Source organism: Streptomyces sp. NPDC053493, assembly GCF_044544825.1.
GTDB lineage: Bacteria > Actinomycetota > Actinomycetes > Streptomycetales > Streptomycetaceae > Streptomyces.
The window spans coordinates 1188861-1208253 of sequence record NZ_JBITXS010000001.1; the positions used below are offsets into that span (position 1 = coordinate 1188861).

At 72.6% G+C, this 19393-nt stretch carries 23 protein-coding genes and 1 tRNA gene; 12 read left to right on the plus strand and 12 right to left on the minus strand.

The window, feature by feature from the left end:
• Window positions 1–66: 66 nt before the first annotated feature.
• From ACIGO8_RS05455 to mqnC, 3 genes are all read right to left on the minus strand, one after another.
• Window positions 67–759, minus strand: coding sequence for a demethylmenaquinone methyltransferase (locus ACIGO8_RS05455; RefSeq protein WP_399724060.1), 693 nt, complete (start codon window positions 757–759; stop codon window positions 67–69).
• 123 nt (window positions 760–882) lie between these two features.
• Entirely contained in the window at window positions 883–1482 is a 600-nt protein-coding gene (locus ACIGO8_RS05460; RefSeq protein ID WP_399724063.1) for an imidazolonepropionase-like domain-containing protein, read from the minus strand.
• Window positions 1483–1498: 16 nt separating this feature from the next.
• Window positions 1499–2698 (minus strand): cyclic dehypoxanthinyl futalosine synthase, encoded by a 1200-nt coding sequence (gene mqnC / locus ACIGO8_RS05465; RefSeq protein ID WP_399724065.1) that lies wholly within the window; start codon window positions 2696–2698, stop codon window positions 1499–1501.
• Window positions 2699–2879: 181 nt separating this feature from the next.
• Here mqnC and ACIGO8_RS05470 point away from each other — a divergent pair, with 181 nt between their 5' ends.
• The gene (locus ACIGO8_RS05470) at window positions 2880–3956 is read left to right on the plus strand and encodes an alpha/beta hydrolase (RefSeq protein ID WP_399724068.1); all 1077 of its coding nucleotides are present in this window, start codon (window positions 2880–2882) and stop codon (window positions 3954–3956) included.
• Between the two features lie 32 nt (window positions 3957–3988).
• Here ACIGO8_RS05470 and ACIGO8_RS05475 read toward each other — a convergent pair whose 3' ends face one another.
• Entirely contained in the window at window positions 3989–4858 is an 870-nt protein-coding gene (locus ACIGO8_RS05475) for a menaquinone biosynthetic enzyme MqnA/MqnD family protein (RefSeq protein ID WP_399724070.1), read from the minus strand.
• 261 nt (window positions 4859–5119) lie between these two features.
• Between ACIGO8_RS05475 and ACIGO8_RS05480 the strand changes: the two genes are divergently transcribed.
• The 5 genes from ACIGO8_RS05480 (at window position 5120) to ACIGO8_RS05500 (ending at window position 8937) form a co-directional block, all read left to right on the plus strand.
• On the plus strand, window positions 5120–5323 hold the full coding sequence (locus tag ACIGO8_RS05480; protein ID WP_046908818.1) for a cold-shock protein: 204 nt from the start codon (window positions 5120–5122) through the stop codon (window positions 5321–5323).
• A 165-nt stretch (window positions 5324–5488) separates the two neighbouring features.
• On the plus strand, window positions 5489–5893 hold the full coding sequence (locus tag ACIGO8_RS05485) for a DUF1992 domain-containing protein (protein ID WP_399724073.1): 405 nt from the start codon (window positions 5489–5491) through the stop codon (window positions 5891–5893).
• Window positions 5894–5988: 95 nt separating this feature from the next.
• Window positions 5989–7995 (plus strand): serine/threonine-protein kinase, encoded by a 2007-nt coding sequence (locus ACIGO8_RS05490; protein WP_399724076.1) that lies wholly within the window; start codon window positions 5989–5991, stop codon window positions 7993–7995.
• A gap of 122 nt (window positions 7996–8117) precedes the next feature.
• Window positions 8118–8624: a DUF664 domain-containing protein gene (locus ACIGO8_RS05495; RefSeq protein WP_399724079.1), complete on the plus strand. Its 507-nt coding sequence runs from the start codon at window positions 8118–8120 to the stop codon at window positions 8622–8624.
• A 103-nt stretch (window positions 8625–8727) separates the two neighbouring features.
• Window positions 8728–8937, plus strand: coding sequence for a hypothetical protein (locus ACIGO8_RS05500; RefSeq protein WP_399724081.1), 210 nt, complete (start codon window positions 8728–8730; stop codon window positions 8935–8937).
• Window positions 8938–9031: 94 nt separating this feature from the next.
• Here the strand turns inward: ACIGO8_RS05500 and ACIGO8_RS05505 are convergent, their stop codons facing one another.
• From ACIGO8_RS05505 to ACIGO8_RS05515, 3 genes are all read right to left on the minus strand, one after another.
• Window positions 9032–9298, minus strand: coding sequence for a hypothetical protein (locus ACIGO8_RS05505; protein WP_399724084.1), 267 nt, complete (start codon window positions 9296–9298; stop codon window positions 9032–9034).
• Window positions 9295–10188 (minus strand): oxaloacetate decarboxylase, encoded by an 894-nt coding sequence (locus ACIGO8_RS05510; protein ID WP_399724087.1) that lies wholly within the window; start codon window positions 10186–10188, stop codon window positions 9295–9297. The genes ACIGO8_RS05505 and ACIGO8_RS05510 overlap by 4 nt, the downstream gene beginning before the upstream one ends.
• A 131-nt stretch (window positions 10189–10319) precedes the next feature.
• Complete coding sequence (locus ACIGO8_RS05515) at window positions 10320–10985, minus strand: DUF4097 family beta strand repeat-containing protein (protein WP_399724089.1); 666 nt, start codon at window positions 10983–10985, stop codon at window positions 10320–10322.
• 183 nt (window positions 10986–11168) lie between these two features.
• Here ACIGO8_RS05515 and ACIGO8_RS05520 point away from each other — a divergent pair, with 183 nt between their 5' ends.
• Both ACIGO8_RS05520 and ACIGO8_RS05525 read left to right on the plus strand, forming a co-directional pair.
• Entirely contained in the window at window positions 11169–11834 is a 666-nt protein-coding gene (locus ACIGO8_RS05520; protein WP_399724092.1) for an HAD-IA family hydrolase, read from the plus strand.
• A gap of 193 nt (window positions 11835–12027) precedes the next feature.
• Window positions 12028–12576: a DUF1062 domain-containing protein gene (locus tag ACIGO8_RS05525; protein WP_399724095.1), complete on the plus strand. Its 549-nt coding sequence runs from the start codon at window positions 12028–12030 to the stop codon at window positions 12574–12576.
• 108 nt (window positions 12577–12684) lie between these two features.
• Here ACIGO8_RS05525 and ACIGO8_RS05530 read toward each other — a convergent pair whose 3' ends face one another.
• Window positions 12685–13059 carry a MerR family transcriptional regulator gene (locus ACIGO8_RS05530; protein ID WP_399724098.1) on the minus strand — a complete coding sequence of 125 codons (375 nt, stop codon included), beginning with the start codon at window positions 13057–13059 and terminating at the stop codon, window positions 12685–12687.
• Window positions 13060–13121: 62 nt separating this feature from the next.
• Between ACIGO8_RS05530 and ACIGO8_RS05535 the strand changes: the two genes are divergently transcribed.
• On the plus strand, window positions 13122–14351 hold the full coding sequence (locus ACIGO8_RS05535; RefSeq protein WP_399724101.1) for an alkene reductase: 1230 nt from the start codon (window positions 13122–13124) through the stop codon (window positions 14349–14351).
• Window positions 14352–14397: 46 nt separating this feature from the next.
• Window positions 14398–14472, plus strand: a tRNA-Trp gene (locus tag ACIGO8_RS05540).
• 64 nt (window positions 14473–14536) lie between these two features.
• Here the strand turns inward: ACIGO8_RS05540 and ACIGO8_RS05545 are convergent.
• Window positions 14537–15301 carry a MerR family transcriptional regulator gene (locus tag ACIGO8_RS05545; protein WP_399724104.1) on the minus strand — a complete coding sequence of 255 codons (765 nt, stop codon included), beginning with the start codon at window positions 15299–15301 and terminating at the stop codon, window positions 14537–14539.
• A gap of 236 nt (window positions 15302–15537) precedes the next feature.
• Between ACIGO8_RS05545 and ACIGO8_RS05550 the strand changes: the two genes are divergently transcribed.
• A complete protein-coding gene (locus ACIGO8_RS05550; RefSeq protein WP_399724107.1) occupies window positions 15538–16428 on the plus strand; it encodes a GyrI-like domain-containing protein in 891 nt (296 codons plus the stop codon).
• A gap of 48 nt (window positions 16429–16476) precedes the next feature.
• Here ACIGO8_RS05550 and ACIGO8_RS05555 read toward each other — a convergent pair whose 3' ends face one another.
• Together ACIGO8_RS05555 and ACIGO8_RS05560 are read right to left on the minus strand one after the other, a co-directional pair.
• Window positions 16477–16908, minus strand: coding sequence for a Zn-ribbon domain-containing OB-fold protein (locus ACIGO8_RS05555; RefSeq protein ID WP_399724110.1), 432 nt, complete (start codon window positions 16906–16908; stop codon window positions 16477–16479).
• Entirely contained in the window at window positions 16908–17357 is a 450-nt protein-coding gene (locus ACIGO8_RS05560) for a DoxX family protein (protein ID WP_399724112.1), read from the minus strand. Before ACIGO8_RS05560 ends, ACIGO8_RS05555 begins: the two co-directional genes overlap by 1 nt.
• 147 nt (window positions 17358–17504) lie before the next feature.
• On the opposite strand from ACIGO8_RS05560, the gene ACIGO8_RS05565 reads away from it, so the two are divergent.
• Window positions 17505–18734: a flavin-containing monooxygenase gene (locus tag ACIGO8_RS05565; protein ID WP_399724115.1), complete on the plus strand. Its 1230-nt coding sequence runs from the start codon at window positions 17505–17507 to the stop codon at window positions 18732–18734.
• A 44-nt stretch (window positions 18735–18778) separates the two neighbouring features.
• On the opposite strand, the gene ACIGO8_RS05570 is transcribed toward ACIGO8_RS05565, so the two are convergent.
• Window positions 18779–19375 carry a helix-turn-helix domain-containing protein gene (locus tag ACIGO8_RS05570; protein ID WP_399724118.1) on the minus strand — a complete coding sequence of 199 codons (597 nt, stop codon included), beginning with the start codon at window positions 19373–19375 and terminating at the stop codon, window positions 18779–18781.
• Window positions 19376–19393: the final 18 nt, after the last annotated feature.

Below are 19393 nucleotides of genomic sequence, written 5' to 3' on the forward strand. Positions count from 1 at the left end.
TCCCGGGGGTTCGAGGTCGACGTCGAAGGTCGAGGGATGGGGGCGGTCGCAGTCTATTGCGGAGGGTCAGGCCTTGAAGCCGCGGTGCAGGGCCACGATCCCGCCCGTCAGGTTCCGCCAGGCCACCTTCGACCAGCCGGCCTTCTGCAGCATCTCGGCGAGCGCCGGCTGGTCGGGCCAGGCGCGGATCGACTCGGCGAGGTAGACGTACGCGTCGGGGTTGGACGACACGGCGCGCGCCACCGGCGGCAGGGCGCGCATCAGGTACTCCTCGTACACGGTGCGGAACGGCGCCCAGGTGGCGTGCGAGAACTCGCAGATGACGACCCGGCCGCCGGGCTTCGTCACCCGGTACAGCTCGCGCAGGGCCTGGTCGGTGTCCTGGATGTTGCGCAGGCCGAAGGAGATGGTGACGGCGTCGAAGACGTCGTCCTTGAACGGCAGCCGGGTGCCGTCGCCGGCGGTGAACGGCATCCACGGGTGCTTCCTCTTGCCGACCCGCAGCATGCCGAGGGAGAAGTCGCAGGGCACGACGTAGGCGCCGGCGCGGACGAACGGCTGCGAGGAGGTCGCGGTGCCGGCGGCGAGGTCCAGGACCTTCTGCGCGGGACGGGCGTCGACCGCCTTGGCGACCTCCTTGCGCCAGTACCGGTCCTGGCCGAGGGACAGGACGTCGTTGGTGAGGTCGTAGTTCTCCGCCACGTCGTCGAACATCGAGGCGACTTCGTGCGGCTGCTTGTCCAGGTGTGCGCGGGTCACTGGCGTTCGGCCTCGCTCGTGTCGTACTGCTGGATGACGTTACGCCCGCATTGTCGCAGGGCGGGCCCCGGCGGCCGGGTGCGGGTCCGCCGGGCGCCTCGGCAGCCGAGGACCGCGTCGCGGTCAGCGGGCGCGGTAGACGAGGCGGCCGCCGAGGACCGTCGCCACGCACGTGCCCGCGCCCTGCCGGACCAGCGCCGCCCGGTCCGGTACGTCGAAGACGGCGAAGCGCGCCGGGCCGCCCGCCGCCAGGCGCGGCAGCAGCACCAGCGGCGTCGGCGAGAGGGCCGCCGGGCCCGGCAGGTTCGGCGGGCGCTGCCCCACGGCGAGCCCGGCCCGGCGCACCGCGTCCTGCGCGGCGCGGCCGGTCAGCTCGCCGGCGACGGCGACCGTCCCGTGCGCGAGCAGCCGCTGCACCCCGCGCCGGGCACTCGCGCCGAGCCGCGCCGGGTCGGCGCGGAACAGGGCCCGCGCCCGCTCGCCCGTGACCGGCTCGGTGCCGAACTCCGCGGCCTCGCGCGGGTCCGGGTGGTAGGTCTGCTCGAGCAGCTCGGGGCCGTACGGGTTGAGCAGCCCGGGCGTGAGGATGCCGGGCCACCGGCGCAGCCGCGCGTCCTGGTGCGCGGCGGCCAGTTCCTCGTACGGGCCGACGGCCGCGAGGCGCGCGCCGTCGACCAGGACCGCGCTCTCGGGCGACCCGTCGGCGACGTGCAGCGTCAGCATGGGCTTCGGTCCCCGGTCAGTGCGCGTCGAGGAGCTTCAGCTCCGGGTGCGCCGTGCCGCCCTCGATCGCGGTGGACGAGATGTGCGAGGCGACGCGCTCGTCGACCGGGTCGTTCGCCGGGTCGTCGTGGACGACGAGGTGCTCGTAGGTGGTGGAGCGCTGCGCCGGGACGCGGTCGGCGGTGCGGATCATGTCGATCATCTCGCGCAGGTTCGAGCGGTGCTTCGCGCCCGCCGACGAGACGACGTTCTCCTCCAGCATGATCGACCCGAGGTCGTCCGCGCCGTAGTGCAGGGTCAGCTGGCCGATCTCCTTGCCCGTGGTGAGCCACGAGCCCTGGATGTGGGCGATGTTGTCCATGAAGAGCCGGCTGACGGCGATCATGCGCAGGTACTCGAAGAGGGTGGCCTGCGTACGGCCCTTCAGGTGGTTGTTCTCCGGCTGGTACGTGTACGGGATGAAGGCACGGAAGCCGCCCGTCCGGTCCTGCGTGTCACGGATCATCCGCAGGTGCTCGATCCGCTCGGCGTTGGTCTCGCCGGTGCCCATCAGCATCGTGGAGGTGGACTCGACGCCCAGCTTGTGGGCGATCTCCATGATCTCCAGCCAGCGCTCGCCGCTCTCCTTCAGCGGGGCGATCGCCTTGCGCGGGCGCTCCGGCAGCAGCTCGGCGCCGGCGCCGGCGAAGGAGTCGAGGCCGGCCGCGTGGATGCGGGTGATGGCCTCCTCGACGGAGACGCCGGAGATGCGGGCCATGTGCTCGACCTCGGAGGCGCCGAGGGAGTGGATGACCAGCTGCGGGAACTCCGCCTTGATGGCCGCGAAGTGCTTCTCGTAGTACTCGACGCCGAAGTCCGGGTGGTGGCCGCCCTGGAACATGATCTGGGTGCCGCCGAGCTCCACGGTCTCCGCGCAGCGGCGCAGGATGTCGTCGAGGTCGCGGGTCCAGCCCTTCTTGGTGTCCTTCGGCGGCGCGTAGAAGGCGCAGAACTTGCACGCCGTCACACAGACGTTCGTGTAGTTGATGTTGCGCTCGATGATGTACGTCGCGATGTGCTCGGTCCCCGCGTACCGGCGGCGGCGCACGGCGTCGGCGGCGGCACCGAGGGCGTGCAGCGGCGCCGAACGATAGAGGTCGAGCGCCTCCTCGGGAGTGATCCGGCCACCCGCGGCGGCGCGGTCGAGAACGGACTGGAGTTCGGCCTTCTCGGTCACCGGGTGTGTCCCTTTCGGAGGGGTGCTGACGAGACCGAACCAGCCTACGCCAGCACCTCGTGGCGGATTCGGGCCGGTCCCGAGCCAACCGATCGGGCGCCGGATCCCTCTCCTTCATCGGAATCCGCCGTATGACCCGGAATCTTCCGATCCAGACCTGACCGAAGTACCGGAGCCCGCCATGAACCGACGCCGCATCTCCCGGACCCTCGCGGCCGCCCTCGCCCTCGGCACCACGCTGACGCTGGTCGCCGGCTGCTCCGACGAGGGCGACCCGGTGTCGTTCGACACGCCGAGAAGCAGCAAGGGCGCGCAGCGGCAGGCGGCCGTGCAGACGCACAAGCCGGGCGGCAAGGGCCGGCACGCGGGCGTGCCGGAGCCGGCGGTGCCCGAGACCGTCTTCCCGACCGGGCCGAAGGCCTCCTTCACCGTGCACCGCAGCCTCGAGGACGGCACGAAGATCGGCGTGACCGAACTGGCGGGCGAGAAGTCGGGATTCACGGGCCGGGTGTGGGTGTGGGCGCCGAAGCAGTATTTCGACCCGGCCTACGCGGACAGCGGCTTCCCGGTCCTCATCTCGCTGCCGGGCGGAAAGGGCTACCCGACGAATTACTGGACGGGCAAGGGCATCGACCTCCAGGGCAACATCAGCCGCTGGGCGGACGAGGGAAAGAGCCTTCCGTTCATCGTCGTGATGCCCGTGCTCAACCCGGACGCCGAGTTCTACCGGGACGGCAGTGATATTCCGGGCCAGGCGAAAATCGGCACCTGGCTGACCGAGGACGTGCCGGATTTCGTCCGGGCCAATTTCCGCACCTTCAGGTCCCGGGACGGCTGGGCCTTCATGGGTTCGTCCTCGGGCGGCTTCGCCGGACTGAAGTCCGTGCTGCAGAAGCCGGACAAGTTCAAGGCCGTCATCGCCTCCGGACCCGACACCGTCCCGGACTCCCCGCTGTGGAAGGGACACGAGGCGGAGCGGCAGGCCAACAACCCGGAGAGGCTGGCCGCCGCCCTCGGCAGGAAGCCCGACACGCCCGGCAACGAGGTGTTCATCGGCTTCCAGATCGGCACCCGCGAATCGGGCCTGACGAACCTGCGGAACTTCATGCGGAAGTACACCAGGGGCCCGGTGAAGACCCGCCTCCAGATCATCCAGGACGGCAAGCACAACGCCGCGTCCTACATGCGGGGCATGAACGACGGGACGATCGCCTGGATCAGCGCGCACATGCAGGGCCCGATCCGCTCGGAGGCCTGAGCCGCCGCCCGCGCGCGCCGACCGGTGGGCCGTCAGTGGGCGCGGGCGAGGAGCTCCACCCGTACGTCCGCGGGGAAACCGGTCGTCGGGCCGGTCCTGCGGGCGAACTCCCGGACACCGGCCAGCTGCTCCGGGCCGAAGCGGAAGTCGAGCGTACGGAAGTACCGCTCCAGCAGCTCCGCGTCGAAGGCCTCCCAGCGCGCCGCCTGCTCCGCCACCTTGGCGACCTCCTCGAGCGACAGGTCACGCGAGGCCAGGAAGGCCCGGTGGACGTCGTGCACGGTCTCCGGCTCGCGCGCCAGGAAGTCCTTGCGGACCGCCCACACCGCGAAGACGAACGGAAGACCCGTCCACTCCTTCCACATCAGCCCCAGGTCGTGGACCTGGAGCCCGAGCCGCGGCGCGTCGTGCAGCGAGGCCCGCAGCGCCGCGTCGCCGATCAGCACCGCCGCGTCCGCCTCCTGCATCATCAGGCCGAGGTCGGGCGGGCACGTGTAGTAGTCGGGCGTCACTCCGTACTGCTCGGCCAGCAGCAGCTGCGCCAGGCGCACGGAGGTGCGGGAGGTCGAGCCGAGCGCCACGCGCGCCCCGTCCAGACGCTCCAGCGGACGCTGCGAGACGATCACGCAGGACATGACGGGCCCGTCGCAGCCGACGGCGATGTCCGGCAGGGCGACCAGCGACTCCGCGTTGCGGAGGTACTCCACGAGGGTGACCGGCCCGATGTCGAGGTCGCCGCGCACCAGCCGCTCGCTGAGCTTTTCCGGGGTGTCCTTCGTCAGCTCGAGGTCGAGGAGCGTCCCGGTGCGGGCCAGGCCCCAATACAGGGGCAGACAGTTCAGGAACTGGATGTGGCCGACGCGGGGCCGGCTGGGCTGGTGGTCATCGGTTGCATTGTCCACATCGCGAGGCTAGACCCGTCTCGTAGCGTGGACCTCCCCGGGTCCCACGTGTCAGCACACTCGAACGGATCAAACATGCGGGTGACGTGATCTTTACCTCTACCGCTTCGAGCACGCTGCGTGCTACGCTCAACGCAAGTTGCAGTTTGGTTTCCCTTGCAGTACAGAGCCTGCGGAGCATGTAACCCGCAGGCTTTTGTAGTTTTCAGACTTGGTTGCAGGTTCTGGAGCAGGGCGACCCTTTGGCCCATAGGAGGGCTCATGGCTACCGGAACCGTGAAGTGGTTCAACGCTGAAAAGGGCTTTGGCTTCATTGCCCAGGAAGGCGGCGGCCCGGATGTCTTCGTCCACTACTCCGCGATCAACGCGTCTGGTTTCCGCTCCCTCGAGGAGAACCAGCAGGTGAACTTCGACGTCACCCAGGGCCCGAAGGGCCCGCAGGCGGAGAACGTCACCCCGGTCTAAGTGACCCGGATCGATCGCGATCTCTAGAGCTGTACCCAAGGAGCCCTGCTCCGTGCGCGCCCAGCGCACGGAACGGGGCTCCTGCCGTTCCGCCCCGGGCTGACGGGGCTCCTGCCGTTTCCCGCGCCCTACCGGCCCGGCCGCGGGCCTTCGTACGCTGGACGCATGACCGAACGGAAACCGCCCGGCGTCAGCTTCGAGTCATTCGTGGACAAGCAGATCCGCGAGGCCGCCGAGCGCGGCGACTTCTCCCGGCTCGAGGGCTTCGGCAAGCCGCTCGCCGAGGACACCGCGCCCTACGACGAGCTGTGGTGGATCAAGCGGAAGATGCACCGCGAGGGTGCCTCGGTGCTGCCGCCGGCCCTCGCCCTGCGCAAGGAGGCCGAGGACGCGGCGCGGGCCGCCCGGGCCGCCGTCTCCGAGTCGCAGCTGCGCCGGATCCTCGGCGAGATCAACACCAAGATCGCCGAGGCCCTCGCCCGCCCGCCGGCCGGGCCGCCACTGAAGCTGGCCCTCTTCGACGTCGAGGAGGCCGTCGCACAGTGGCGCCGGGCCCGTACCGAGCGGTAACCGCAACCGTCGTCCCCTCCTCGTGAGTCCTCATCTACCCTGAGGCGCGCTCCACTTGACCATGCATCAGGGACGACCAGGGGGACTTCACCGGCATGAGCGGCGAGAAAGGCAAACGTGACGCGAAGGGGCGGGGCGGCAGCGGACTGGAGCCGCTCGGCTCCGGCGATCCGCGGCTGATCGGGCCGTACCGGCTGCTCGGACGGCTCGGCTCCGGAGGCATGGGACGGGTCTATCTGGCCCGCTCCGGGAGCGGCCGGACCGTGGCGGTGAAGGTCGTGCACGCGGAACACGCGCAGGACCCGCAGTTCCGGGCCCGCTTCCGGCGCGAGATCGAGGCCGTACGGAAGGTCGGCGAGCACTACACCGCACCCGTCCTGGACGCCGACCCGGACGCCGACCGGCCCTGGGTCGTCACCGGCTTCGTGCCCGGGCCCTCACTGGAGCAGGTCGTCCGCGAGCACGGCCCGCTGCCCGCCGACTCGATCCTCGCCCTCGCGCTCGGCCTGCTCCGGGCCCTCCAGGGCATCCACGGCGCCGGCATCCTGCACCGCGACCTCAAGCCGTCCAACGTGATGCTCACCGTCGAAGGCCCGCGAGTGATCGACTTCGGCATCGCGCGCGCCCTGGAGCCGTCGGTCGAGTCGCTGCTGACCAGCACCGGCATGGTGGTCGGCTCGCCCGGCTTCATGGCTCCCGAGCAGGTGCGGGGCGAGTCGCTCGGCCCGGCCGCCGACGTCTTCGCGCTCGGCTGCGTCCTGATGTACGCGGCGACCGGCCGGCTGCCGTTCGGACACGGCGCCAGCAACCAGCACGCGATCATGTTCCAGATCGTCGAGGCCGAGCCCGAGCTCGACCGGGTCGAGTCCGAGGAGCTGCGCGCCTTCATCGCCCGCTGCCTCGTCAAGGATCCCGACCAGCGCCCCGGCATCGCGGCCCTGCTCGCCGACCCGGCCCTGCCGGGCGAGGAGTCCGGCCGCGGCCCCACGGCCGGGGCCTGGCTGCCGCCCGAGCTGGTGGCCCGGCTCGCCCGGCAGGCGGCCCGGCTGCTGGACGCCGAGGCGCTGTCGGAGGAGCTGGAGCGGGAGGCGGCGCAGACGAAGGCCGCGGAGGAAGGCGGCGCGCAGGGCGCGGCGGCGGCCGGTACGGGCACGGTCGGGCTGCTCCCGAAGACTCCGGACGACGCCGCGGGAGCCGCCGGCGCGGGAGCGTCGGGCGCCGGGACCTCGGGCGCCGGGGCGGCATCGGGAACGCCGGCCACCGCCGGGGCCGGCGGGCGGCGCGAGCCGCGCCGCGCCTCCCGCGTGTGGGCGGTCGTGGCCGCCGTCTTCGTCGTCCTCGGCGTCAGCGGCACGGTGGTGAAGCTGATCGACGACAACGCGCGGCAGCACGACGTCGGCGCGGGCCCCGGGCCCTCGGTCACCGCCACGGCCGGCGGGCCGTCCGGCACGCCCACCACCGGCGCCCCGTCGCCCGGCCGGCCGGCCACGGCCGCTCCGGGCGGCACGCCGACCGCCGGCGCCCAGCCGCCCGGCGGGCCGGGCGGCGGCTCCGGCGGCGGTCTGCCGGCGTCCGGCGGCGGTACGGGATCGGGCGGCGGCGGCGGCTCCGCGAGCGGCGCGGGCGGCTCCTCGGGCGGCGCGTCCGGCGGGTCGTCGGGCGGCGGCAGCGCGTCGGGCGGCGGGAGCGCGTCGGGCGGCACCACCACCAGGCCGCCCGCCACCACCGCTCCCCAGCCGGCGCCGGCCTCCGACAACCGCGTCCCGTCGGCCTTCGTCGGCACCTGGAAGTACACGAGCCCGTACAACATCGGCCAGCCGGGAACCGTCTACCTCTACCGGGTCGCGCCCGGCCAGATCGCCGCCCGGATGATCAACGACGTCAACGGCGCGCACTGCGAGTACGTGGCCAAGCTGACCTCGGTCACCGACGGCGGCAAGCGGATCAATTTGGGCGCCACCATCGTGGACCAGGCCCGCTCGGGCGGCTATCCCTACTGCGCGAACGGCGACACGTCGGCCTTCAAGCTCGCCGTGCCCACCGGCATCACGCACGACGTGGGCCCCTCCCACGGCGACGGCTACCACTACGAGCGCGCCTGAGGCGGGGCCCGGGCGCCGGGTCACCGGCCGGGAGGCCGGGCTGCACCGGTCTGGTGGGCGGGCCTCCCCGGCCGGGCGGGCGTGGACCGGCGCGGTGCCGGTGTTCGTCGTACGGTGGGGCCATGAAGAGCGCCGACCTTCTCCTTGACGCGTTCGGCCGGGTCCGCGAGGCCGTGCACGAGGCGGTCGAGGGGCTGTCGGAGGACGACCTCACCGTACGGGTCGACCCCGACGCCAACACGATCGCCTGGCTCGTCTGGCACCTGACCCGCGTTCAGGACGACCACATCGCCGACGCCTTCGGCACCGAGCAGACGTGGACGGCCGACGGCTGGTCGGGCCGCTTCGGCCTGCCCTTCCCCGAGGACGCCACCGGTTTCGGCCACAGCAGCAAGCAGGTCGCCGCCGTCCGCGCGTCCGCGGACCTGCTCCTCGGCTACCACGACGCCGTCCAGGCCCGTACGGTCGAGCACGTCGGCTCGGTCACCAACGCGGACCTGGACCGGGTCGTCGACACCCGCTGGACGCCGCACGTCACCCTCGGTGTCCGCCTGATCAGCGTGGTCGCCGAGGGCAACCAGCACGTCGGGCAGGCGGCGTACGTACGCGGCCTGGTCGAACGGCGGTAGCGGGGCGCTCGGCCGGCCGGGGCGCTCGGGGCGGCGGCGCGCGCCTCTCCCTCTCCCGCGTCACACTGCGTGACCGGCCGCCCGGCGGGCTCGTTTCCCGGGCATGAACCTTTCCACCACCTCCCGCGCCCTTGTCGCCGCCCTCGCCCTGACCGGCGCCGTCCTCGGCTTCGCCGCCACCGCGGTCGCCGCGCCTGCCGCGCCCGCCGGTTCCGCCGCCGTCGCCGTCGCCGTCGCCGTCGCCCACGAGCACGAGGGGCCGGAGCCGGTCGAGCTCAACGAGCAGGGGCAGCCGGACCTGCAGGAGGACTGACGCCGGCCGGCGGCTGACGGGCCCGGGCAGCGTGAACGGCCGGACACCGCGAGGGAGGTGTCCGGCCGTTCGGCGTACCGCGGGGAGGGAGCGGTCAGTCCTGCCTGTCCGGGTGGACGGCGCCGACCAGCGCCGAGACGGCGTCGACCGCGCTTCCGTCGTGGTCGCTGCCGGCCGTGCCGCTGCTGCCGTACTGGACGTTGGCGGCCCGGTCGACCTCCAGGACCGAGTCGGCGTGCGAGTTGTCGATCACCGTCACCAGGCTGCCGCCCGCGGCGGCGGGCGCCGCGGCGGAGGCCGCGAGCAGCACCGCGCCGAGGACGGGCAGGGCGGCCCGCGGCCGCGGGATCAGCGGGCTCACGCGCCGACCCGCGCGGGCGCCTGGCGGGGCCGGACCCGGTGCGGCTCGGCGTCGTGGTGGCGGGCGATGTTCCGCTCCAGGAGCCGCGTCGAGGCGGCAACGCCGATCCCGCTGTCCGGGTCGAAGGACGGCAGCCGGCCGTCGGAGCGCCGCAGCTCCGCGAGCGCCGAGTCCATCGCCTCGTGCGCCGCGAAGAGGCACGGCGTGCTGTAGATCGCCACGTCCACGCCCAGCTCGGACAGCTCGCCGAGCGAGAGCCGCGGCGACTTGCCGCCCGCGATCTGGTTGAACAGCAGCGGCTTGCCGTCGACCACCTCACGGATCCGCCGGATCCACTCCACGCTGCGTACGCCGTCCACCAGGACCACGTCGGCGTCGGTGGCCGCCAGGCACGCGGCCCGGCGCAGGATGTCGTCCTCGTCCGTGGCGTCCGTACGGGCCACCACCACCATGTCGCGCCGGGTCTGGAGCACCATCTCCAGCTTGGCCAGGTACTCGTCGAGCGGCAGCACCTGCTTCCCGTCCGCGTGGCCGCAGCGCCGCGGCCGCTTCTGGTCCTCCAGGATCACGCCGGAGGCCCCGATGCGCTCGAGGCCCTCGACGACATGGCAGGCCACCTCGGGATCGACGTAGCCGTCGTCGATGTCCACGAGAAGGTGGTGGCGCGGGAACGCGCCGCGCAGCCGCTGCACGAAGGACACCATGTCCGGCCAGGCGATGAACCCGATGTCGGGCAGCCCGTAGTACGAGGCCGCGAAGCCGAAGCCGGAGACGAACATCCCGTCGTAGTGCTCGGCGGCCACGGAGGCCGAGTACATGTCGTAGACGCCGATCAGCGGGGTCGTTCCCGGGGCCTTGATCTGGTCGCGCAAGTCGTTGCCGTAACTCATTGCCTGACTCCTCATCAACACGCGGGCACTTTGCCAAAACAAGATGATTTCGGGAGACAAGCGGGAAATTCTTGTGACGAGCGCTTTACTCACTCTCCAGGAGGACGGGATTCACCTCCAGGTGAGGAACCTCAGAGGCTGCGGGCGGTGATGTTGCCGTAGGAGGTGGTGGCGCTGATCTCGAGCGCGGCGGCGCCGTCGTTCCTGAGGGTGTTGTGGATCCGGCCGTAGGAGGTGCCGGCGTCAAGGGAGGCGGAGACGCCGCGGGCGGCGCCGACGCTGATGTCGCCGGCGTCGGTGCGCAGGACGACGGCGCCCCGCACGGCGGCGGTGACGGTGATGTCGCCCTTCTGGGTGCGGATCTCGGCGGGGCCGCCGAGGCGGCCGACGGCGATGTCGCCGGCGTGGACGGAGAGGCGGGCGCTCGCGGTCTCGTCGAGCTTGACCGGGCCGAGCGCGCCCTCGAAGGCGACGTCGCCCAGGCGCCCGACGCCCCGGAAGCCGGTGGCGGCGGCCTTGGCCTCGACCCGGGACCCGGCGGGCAGCTGGACGGTGACCTCGACGGACCCGGTGTGCCCGAAGAGCTGGTTCTTCGGCGCCGGGGCCTCGACGCGCAGCACGCCGTCGGCGTAGCTGACGGTGGTCTCCTCGGCGGCCTTGACGTCGCGGCCCTTGCCCGGGTCGGCGGGCAGGACCTCGACGGTGGTGTCGGAGCGGTCGGCGGCGATGAGCTGGATGCGGCCGGCCGGGACGTCGAGGACGGCGGCGATCGGGGCGGCGGTGGCGAACTTCTGCATGACGGGTGCTCCTGCGGTGTGTCGGGCGTGCGTTCCTTGTTTCTGACAAGTGAAACGCTACGTTGCGTTCGAGATCTAGGCAACAGACTCGTTGCGCTAAATGTGCATCAGTGCAGCTCAAAGCTTGGATTTCATTGCAATCGTCGCGGGTCTAACGCAACGAATGAACAGGGCTGCGTTGCAATGGGTGGGCGTGAACGCTATGCGGGTCCTAGCATCGGGCGCGTGACCCACAAGAAGTTCGTCCTCTTCGACGTCGACGGCACCCTCATGGACGCCGTCGCCAACCAACGCCGCGTCTGGCACGACTGGGCCGGACGCCACGGGCTCGACGGGGACGAGGTGTACGCCGTCGCGCTCCGCACGCGGCCGGTCGAGACCTTCGCGGCCGTCGCGCCCGGCGCGGACCCGGACGCCTGCCTCGCCCTGCTGCACGCCCTGGAGGACGAGGACGTGCGCACCGGCACGTACAGCGCCTTCGACGGCGCCGCGGAACTGCTCGGCGCCCTGCCCGCGGACCGGTGGGCGCTCGTCACCTCGAACTACGAACACCGGGTGCGCGGACGGTTCGAGCGGACCGGGCTTCCGCTGCCCGCGCTCGTCGTCGACGCGGCCTCCGTCAGCGAGGGCAAGCCGTCGCCCGTGCCGTACCTGCGCGCCGCCGAGATCCTCGGCGCGGATCCCGCAGACTGCCTGGTCGTCGAGGACGCGCCGTCGGGCGTACGGTCCGGGCGCGCGGCCGGCATGACGGTCTGGACCGTCAACACACCCGAGCCGGCCGACGGTTCGCACCGCCACTTCGCCAGCCTGGCCGAGGCCGCGCCCGAGATCCTGGCCCACGTGCGCTGAACCGGCCCGCCCGGAAAAACCGGTGGAACGGCGCTGCCGGGCGCCGTTACCTTGCCGACTGACCCCGTAGTCCAGGCAAGGACGTGCCGTTGTACACCGTGTGAGACCCCCCGAGTGCTGATCTGTCGCGCGTCGCGCCCTGTGCGCCGCGCTGCTTTTTGCTGCGGACTCTCACTGAAACCGGTGTACACCTGTGCTCGAAAACTGGGTGGTCGTTCCCACCTGCCTGCCTCTCGTCCGGCGTCGTTGCCACCGTTGCGCGTCGGAGCGCTTCCGGACGAGCGGCAAGTTCCGCGTCAACGCCCATCACAAGCTCATCGACGTCTGGCTCCTCGCGCTCTGCACCGGCTGCGGCGCGACCACGAAGCTCACGGTCCTGGAACGGGCCAACGTGCGTGGCGTACGGCCCGAGCTGCTGGACCGGGCCCACGCCAACGACCCTGTCCTCGCGGCCGAGTTGCTCGGTGACCCGGTCCTGCTGCGCCGCAACCGCGTCGCCCTGGACTGGGACGGCGCCTGGCGCCTGGACACCGGCGGAACGGGTCACCTCGACCGCGAGGTGATCGACGTCTCGGTCCGCTTCGCGGCGCCGGTCCCGGTCCGGCCGCTACGGCTGATCGCCGAGGGCTGCCGCCTCTCGCGGGCCGAGGCCGAGCGGCTGGCCGAGGAGGGCCGCCTCGTCTCGGCGGTCCGTCTGACCGGCCGGACGGCCGGTGACTTCACCTTCACGCTCAAGCGCTGAACCCCGAAGGGCCTGTCCGACCCCGATGCGGGCGGACAGGCCCTTCAGGGCGGTCCCGGCCCAGACCGGGTCTCGCCCAGGCCGGGTCAAGCCCAGACCGGGTCCGGCCTAGGCGGTCACCGTCAGGCTCGACGCGGCCGTGTCGATGAACTCGTCCAGGACCTCGCGGGAGCGCACCAGATCCGTGATCAGACGGTCGATGCGGTCGCGCTCGGCGACGAGTTCGACGACCAGCTGCTGCGTGGTCCGTTCGGTCGGACCGGCGTCCACGTCCCGCATGCACGGCAGCAGTTGGGCGATCTTCTTGCTGTTCAGGCCGGCCGCGTAGAGGGACTGGATGCGGATGACGCGGTCGACCGCCCAGTCGCCGTACTCGCGGTGTCCGCCCGGGGTACGCTCGGACCGCAGCAGGTCCTGCTTCTCGTAATAGCGCAGGGAACGCTCGCTCACGCCGCTCCGGGCGGCCAGTTCACCGATCCGCATCGTTCCTCCACCTCGCCGTCGCGCTTGAACCTGACACCGGTGTCAACTTCTACCGTACCGGCATGACGCAGACGACGAACTCCCCCGCAGCATCACGCCTCTTCGAAGCCACCCGGCTCGGCCCGCTCCACCTGCCCAACCGGCTGGTGATGGCGCCGCTGACCCGCAACCGCGCCGGAGCCGACGGCGTACCGACACCGATCATGGCCACGCACTACGCCCAGCGCGCCACCGCCGGGCTGATCATCGCCGAGGGCACGACGCCCAACGCCGTCGGCCAGACCTATCCCGACATCCCCGGCATCCACACGGCGGCGCAGGCGGCCGGCTGGCGGGGCGTCACCGAGGCCGTACGGGCGGCCGGCGGCCGGATGTTCCTCCAGCTCCAGCACGGCGGGCGGGTCGGGCACCCCGACAACAGCGGCCTCCTGCCCGTCGCGCCCTCGCCGGTGGCGCTGCCCGACGGCGTCCACACCCGGGCCGGACACCGCCCGTCCGTCGTCCCGCACGAGCTGACCGTGGACGAGATCCGGGCGACGGTCGCCGACTTCGCCGCCGCGGCGCGCCGGGCCGTCGACGCGGGCTTCGCCGGCGTCGAACTGCACGCGGCCAACGGCATGCTGCTCCACCAGTTCCTGGCGCAGAACACCAACCGGCGCGAGGACGCCTACGGCGGTCCGGTCGAGAACCGGATCCGGTTCGCCGTCGAGGTGGCGCGGGCCGTGGCCGCGGAGATCGGGCCGGAGCGGGTCGGGATCCGGATCTCTCCCGGACGCACCATCAACGGCGTCGAGGAAGGCGACACCGACGCGCTCTACCCGGCGCTGATCGCCGCGCTGAACGAACTGGGCGGGCTCGCCTATCTGCACATGCTGTTCGCGGCGCCGGAGCAGCCGCTCTTCCAGGAGATACGGCGGACCTGGCCGGGCGTGCTCATGGCCAACCCCGACCTGGGCTGGGGCGGCCCGCTGCCCGCCGACGGCGGCCGCGCGGCCGGCGAACGCCTCCTCGCCGCCGGCGCCGACCTGATCGCCCTCGGCCGCGCCTTCCTGGCCAACCCCGACCTGGTCCACCGGCTGCGGATCGACGCGCCGCTCAACGCCGTACGGGACCAGTACCTCATGTACACGGGCGGGGAGACGGGCTACAACGACTATCCGACGCTGGAGCAGGCGTCGCAGACGCCGGAGGCGTCGGAGGCGTCGGAGGCCGGGGCAGCCGCCGGCGGCGACGCCGCCCTGGCCGGCGCCGGCGCGGGCGCGGGCGCGGGCGCGGGCGCGGGCGGGCGATGAGGCCGGACGGCGCGTGTGCGGGCCCGGTAGGGTGCCGGGACGTGGGCGGGGCGTAGCGCAGAGGTCGTCGCGCGAGGTCTCCAAAACCCCGAGGACGCCGGTTCGAATCCGGTCGCCCCGCCCCGTCTCCCCCAGCCCCGTCCCGCGTGGTCCCGTACGGCCCGTGCGGCCGGTACGAACGTGGCTCAGCTCAGCCGGGCATCCGCGTAGACAGCCATCGCATCGCGCTGATACTCCGCAAGACCGACGGCGATCCGGTCGAAGTTCGCCCGAAACCGCGGGTCCTCCGCGTACGTCCGGGCCAGTCCCCGGTACGCCTCGGCGTTCGGCGTCCAGAAGCGGCACACGTCCCGGTAGTGGGCGTCCACCTCGGCCTGGACCGCCGGGTCGGTGACCGCGGTCCCGGCCGCCATGAACTCCGCGAAGCGGATCATCTGCGCGGTGACCTCGCGCTGCCACTCCTCGGTCGTCTCCGGCGTCATCGACGCGAGCGCCCGCCGGGACTCCTCGTACGCCTCGGGCCACTTCTCCCGGACCTCGGCCACGCTCTCGGCGTCCTCCGGCTCGAAGCCCTCGAAGAGGTTCTCGGGGCGGTTGATCGTCACCATCTGTTCGTCCTCGCCTTCTTCCAGTTCGGCGATGGTGCGGGCCACCGTCCGGGCCAGTGTCCCGATCCGGTCCCGTTCCGCCAGCAGCCGCGCGTGGTGCTCGCGGAGCACCGACACGCGGTCGGCCTGGCTGTCCAGGACGGCCTTGATCTCCCGCAGGCCCACGTCCAGCTCCCGCATGAGCAGGATCTGCTGGAGCCGCAGCAGCTGCGGCTCCTCGTAGTAGCGGTGTCCGTTGCTCGCGGTCCTGGCGGGCGGCAGCAGGCCGATGTCGTCGTAGTGCCGCAGGGTCCGGGACGTCACTCCGGACATCCGCGCCACGTCCGCGATCGACCAGGCCATGCCATGAGTCCTTCCATCGCCGGGCCGGTCCGTCCGGCCCCACACGAAGACCGTAGGAGTTGACGCAGCGTAAACCGCAAGCCCGATCCGCAGGACCGATCCACGAGCCGATCCGCGAACCCGATCCACGAGCCGGCCGACCGGGCACGGACCCGACCGTTCCGGGCACGGATCGTCGGGTCCTGGGAGGCTGTGGATTCCTACGGTGAAGACACCAGAAGGAAGGACGGACGGGCGTGCTGGACCGGCTGAACGAGGCCCTGGAGCACATCGAGCGCCGGCTCGGTGCGCCGGACGGCCGCGAGGTGGACGTCGCCGAGGTCGCGCGGATCGCGATGACCTCGGAGTACCACTTCCGGCGGCTGTTCTCGGCGCTCGCCGGGATGCCGCTGTCGGTGTACGTGCGACGCCGGCGGATGACGCTGGCCGGGGCCGAGGTGCTGGCCGGCGAGCGGACGCTGCTCGACGTCGCCGTGCGGTACGGGTACGGGTCGGGCGAGGCGTTCGCCCGGGCGTTCCGGTCGGTGCACGGCATCGGCCCGGGCGAGGCCCGGCGCACCGGCGCGGTGCTCACGGCGCAGCCGCGGATGTCCTTCCGTGTCGTCGTCGAAGGGAGTAGCACCATGCGGTACCGGATCGTGGAGAAGGAGGCGTTTCGTGTCGTCGGCAGGAAGGCCACCGTCCCGCTCGTCCACGAGGGCGTGAACGCGGCCGCCGCGGCGCACGTGGAGAGCCTGGACGAGCGGGCGATCGTACGGATGAAGGAGCTGGCCGACGGGGAGCCGGAGGGAGTCCTGTCGGCGGTGGTGCATCTGACCGACAGCCGGGAGGAGGGCGCCGAGGTGGACTACTGGATCGGCGTGGCGGCCGGTCCGGAGGCGGCCGCCGAGGAGCTCGACGCCCTCGACGTGCCGACCGGGACCTGGGCGGTCTTCGACAACCACGGGCCCTACCCGAGCGCCCTCCAGGAGCTGTGGCGGGACGTCTTCACGCAGTGGTTCCCGTCGAACCCGTACGTGAGCCGGCCGGGTCCGGAGCTGCTGCGGACCCGACCGGTGGAGATCGGCGCGGAGACGGACTCCCAGCTGTGGGTGCCGGTCGAGCCGGCCGCGGCCGGAGGGTCCTGACCGGCCAGGACGCACCGGAGGGGCGTTACACGGCCGTCCTTCCGGTCCTTACGGCCGTCCTGCCGGCCCCTCCGGCCCTTGCGGCCTGAACACCGGCACCTGGAGGTCGCCTTCCGCCCGGAAGGTGACCTCCAGGTCCATGCCGATGCGCAGGTCCGCCTCCGGGCAGCCGACGATCTCGGTCATCATCCGCGGACCCTCGGCGAGGTCGACGACCGCCGCCACGTAGGGGACGCGCTCGCCGAAGGGCGGAAGGTCGTTGCGGTGGACGACGGACCAGGTGTAGAGCGTGGCGCGGCCGCTCGCCCGGCGCCATTCGACGGCCTCGCTCCAGCAGTGCGGGCAGAACTCGCGCGGGTAGTGGTGCGGGCGGTCGCAGGCGGTGCAGTGGCGCAGCAGGAGGCGGCCTTCGGCGGCGGCGTCCCAGTAGGGCCGGGTGAAGGCGTCGACGTCCGGGAGGCTCGCGGGAGTGGCCGGCATCAGAAGAGTCCGATCGCGTGGTCGAGGGACCAGGTCTGCCAGGAGACGGCGAAGAGGGCGACGAGCGAGATCAGCGCCATCATCGCGTTCTGCCCCTGCTCGGCCCAGTCGTGGATCATCAGGGTGAGGTAGAGGAGGTTGAGGAGCAGGCCGCCGACGAGGGCGACGGGCGTGAGGAGGCCGGCGATCAGGCCGAGGCCGAGGGCGAGTTCGGCGTAGACGACGACGTAGGCCATGAGCTTGGGGCGCGGGGCGACGACGGTGTCGAAGCCGCTCCTGACCGCCGCCCACCGGTGCTTGGCGGCGACGTCGGCGGCCCAGGCGATGCCGGTGCCGCGCTCGAACCAGCCCTTGCGGTCCTTGTGGCGCCAGCTCTCCAGCCACCACAGGCCGAGGCCCACGCGGAGGACGGCGAGCCATTCGGGGCCGGTGAGCCAGATCGTCCGCATGTGCGCCTCCTCGTAACACCTGACAGACCGTCAGTTCATCGGATGCGCCTTCTTCTCCGCAAGACCCGTGCACGCGTGACCGTTTCGCAACCGAACTCCCTCTTGACCGAGACCCACGACGTGTACGCGTCATTACGCTCAGCAGTCATGACCGTCACCCCCCAGTCCCACCAGCACCCCGTGTACGTCATCGGCGGCGGCCCCGGCGGCCTCGCCGTCGCCGCCGCGCTGCGGGCGCGGGGCGTACGGGCCGTCGTCCTGGAGAAGTCGGACGCCGTCGGGCAGTCCTGGCGCCACCACTACGACCGGCTGCGGCTGCACACCACCCGCCGGCTCTCCTCGCTGCCCGGGCTGACGATGCCGCGGTCGTTCGGGCGGTGGCCGGCGCGCGCGGACGTCGTGCGCTATCTGGAGCGGTACGCCGAGTTCCACGACCTGGAGATCGTTACGGGCGTCGAGGTCACCCGGATCGAGCGCGAGCACGAGGGCACGGGCGCGGGCGCGGACCACGGCGGAGACGGGGCCGGGAGCGGCCCGGGCGGGTGGGTGCTGCACGCGACGGGCGGGCGGCGGCTCGTCGGCAGCGCCGTCGTCGTGGCCACCGGCTACAACCACACGCCCCGCCTTCCCGACTGGCCCGGCCTCGACGCCTACACCGGCGCGCACGGGCGCGAGCTGGTGCACGCCGGCACGTACCGGAACCCGAAGCCGTACGCGGGCCGGGACGTCCTCGTCGTCGGCGCCGGCAACACCGGGGCCGAGATCGCGGCCGACCTGGCGGACGGCGGCGCCGCGCGCGTACGGCTCGCGGTGCGCACACCGCCGTACATCTGCCGCCGCTCCACGCTCGGCTGGCCCACGCAGCGCAGCGGCATCCTGGTGCGGCGGCTCCCGGTGGCCCTGGTGGACCGGCTGACCGGACTGCTCGGGCGCTTCCTCACGGCCGACCTGTCCGCGTACGGGCTGCCGCGACCCGAGGGCGGCCTCTACTCGCGGGTGCTCCAGGGCGCGGTGCCGGTGCAGGACGTGGGCCTGGTCGCCGCCGTACGGGCCGGGACCGTGGAGCCGGTCCCGGCCGTGGCCTCCTTCGACGGCCCCGACGTCGTCCTCGCCGACGGCACCCGCCTCACGCCCGACGCGGTCATCGCGGCCACCGGCTACCGGCGCGCCCTGGAGCCCCTGGTCGGCCACCTCGGCGTCCTGGACGAGCGCGGCCGGCCGGCGGTCCGCGGCGCGCGCTGCGCCCGCGAGGCGCCCGGGCTCTACTTCACCGGCTTCACCAACCCGATCAGCGGCATGTTCCGCGAGATGGCGATCGACGCGGAGCGGATCGCCCGCCGCGTCGCCCGCCGGGTCCCGGCGGCGAAGCTGCCCTAGGTCCAGGCCGGGCCCGGAAAGTCACGCCCGCCCGGCCCGTCCGCTCAGTGCGCCGACGACGGGCCGGTGCGCACCACCGCGTGGTCGCCGTGCGGGCCGAAGAGGTGGAGGATCTCGACCGCTTCGGCGCCCGCGGGTCCGAACCAGTGCGGCTCGGTGGTGTCGAACTCGGCCACCTCGCCCGGGCGCAGGACGGCCTCGCGGTCGCCGAGGACGAGGCGGAGCTCGCCGGCGAGCACGTACAGCCACTCGTAACCGGCGTGGGTCACCAGCTTCGGCTCGCGGTGGGCGAGGACCTGCTTGAACACCTGGACCCGGCCCGGGTACTGGGTCAGCGGGACCAGGACGCTGCCACGGCCGCGGACGCGCGGTTTCAGATGCACGCGCGGGTCGCCGGTGGCCGGTGCGGCGACCAGCTGGTCGAGGGCGACGCGGTGGGCGCGGGCGAGCGGGATCAGCAGGTCGAGCGTGGGGCGGCGGACGCCCGACTCGACGCGCGAGAGGGTGCTCACCGAGATCCCGGTCCGCTCGGCGAGGGCTTCGAGCGTGAGTCCGCGGTCGTGGCGCAGGGCGCGCAGCCGGGGGCCGATGCCGTCGAGGATCTCCGCGAGTTCGGCGTCCTTGGGTGCCATGACGGCCATGCTGCCATTTTGCGGTCT

Bases quoted from the DNA above. Each gene is read 5' to 3' on its own strand.
- ACIGO8_RS05460 (WP_399724063.1), bottom strand. From the start codon at position 1,482: ATGCTGACGCTGCACGTCGCCGACGGGTCGCCCGAGAGCGCGGTCCTG.
- ACIGO8_RS05470 (WP_399724068.1), top strand. From the start codon at position 2,880: ATGAACCGACGCCGCATCTCCCGGACCCTCGCGGCCGCCCTCGCCCTC.
- ACIGO8_RS05480 (WP_046908818.1), top strand. From the start codon at position 5,120: ATGGCTACCGGAACCGTGAAGTGGTTCAACGCTGAAAAGGGCTTTGGC.
- ACIGO8_RS05485 (WP_399724073.1), top strand. From the start codon at position 5,489: ATGACCGAACGGAAACCGCCCGGCGTCAGCTTCGAGTCATTCGTGGAC.
- ACIGO8_RS05490 (WP_399724076.1), top strand. From the start codon at position 5,989: ATGAGCGGCGAGAAAGGCAAACGTGACGCGAAGGGGCGGGGCGGCAGC.
- ACIGO8_RS05495 (WP_399724079.1), top strand. From the start codon at position 8,118: ATGAAGAGCGCCGACCTTCTCCTTGACGCGTTCGGCCGGGTCCGCGAG.
- ACIGO8_RS05500 (WP_399724081.1), top strand. From the start codon at position 8,728: ATGAACCTTTCCACCACCTCCCGCGCCCTTGTCGCCGCCCTCGCCCTG.
- ACIGO8_RS05510 (WP_399724087.1), bottom strand. From the start codon at position 10,188: ATGAGTTACGGCAACGACTTGCGCGACCAGATCAAGGCCCCGGGAACG.
- ACIGO8_RS05515 (WP_399724089.1), bottom strand. From the start codon at position 10,985: ATGCAGAAGTTCGCCACCGCCGCCCCGATCGCCGCCGTCCTCGACGTC.
- ACIGO8_RS05520 (WP_399724092.1), top strand. From the start codon at position 11,169: ATGGGTGGGCGTGAACGCTATGCGGGTCCTAGCATCGGGCGCGTGACC.
- ACIGO8_RS05530 (WP_399724098.1), bottom strand. From the start codon at position 13,059: ATGCGGATCGGTGAACTGGCCGCCCGGAGCGGCGTGAGCGAGCGTTCC.
- ACIGO8_RS05535 (WP_399724101.1), top strand. From the start codon at position 13,122: ATGACGCAGACGACGAACTCCCCCGCAGCATCACGCCTCTTCGAAGCC.
- ACIGO8_RS05545 (WP_399724104.1), bottom strand. From the start codon at position 15,301: ATGGCCTGGTCGATCGCGGACGTGGCGCGGATGTCCGGAGTGACGTCC.
- ACIGO8_RS05555 (WP_399724110.1), bottom strand. From the start codon at position 16,908: ATGCCGGCCACTCCCGCGAGCCTCCCGGACGTCGACGCCTTCACCCGG.
- ACIGO8_RS05560 (WP_399724112.1), bottom strand. From the start codon at position 17,357: ATGCGGACGATCTGGCTCACCGGCCCCGAATGGCTCGCCGTCCTCCGC.
- ACIGO8_RS05565 (WP_399724115.1), top strand. From the start codon at position 17,505: ATGACCGTCACCCCCCAGTCCCACCAGCACCCCGTGTACGTCATCGGC.
- ACIGO8_RS05570 (WP_399724118.1), bottom strand. From the start codon at position 19,375: ATGGCCGTCATGGCACCCAAGGACGCCGAACTCGCGGAGATCCTCGAC.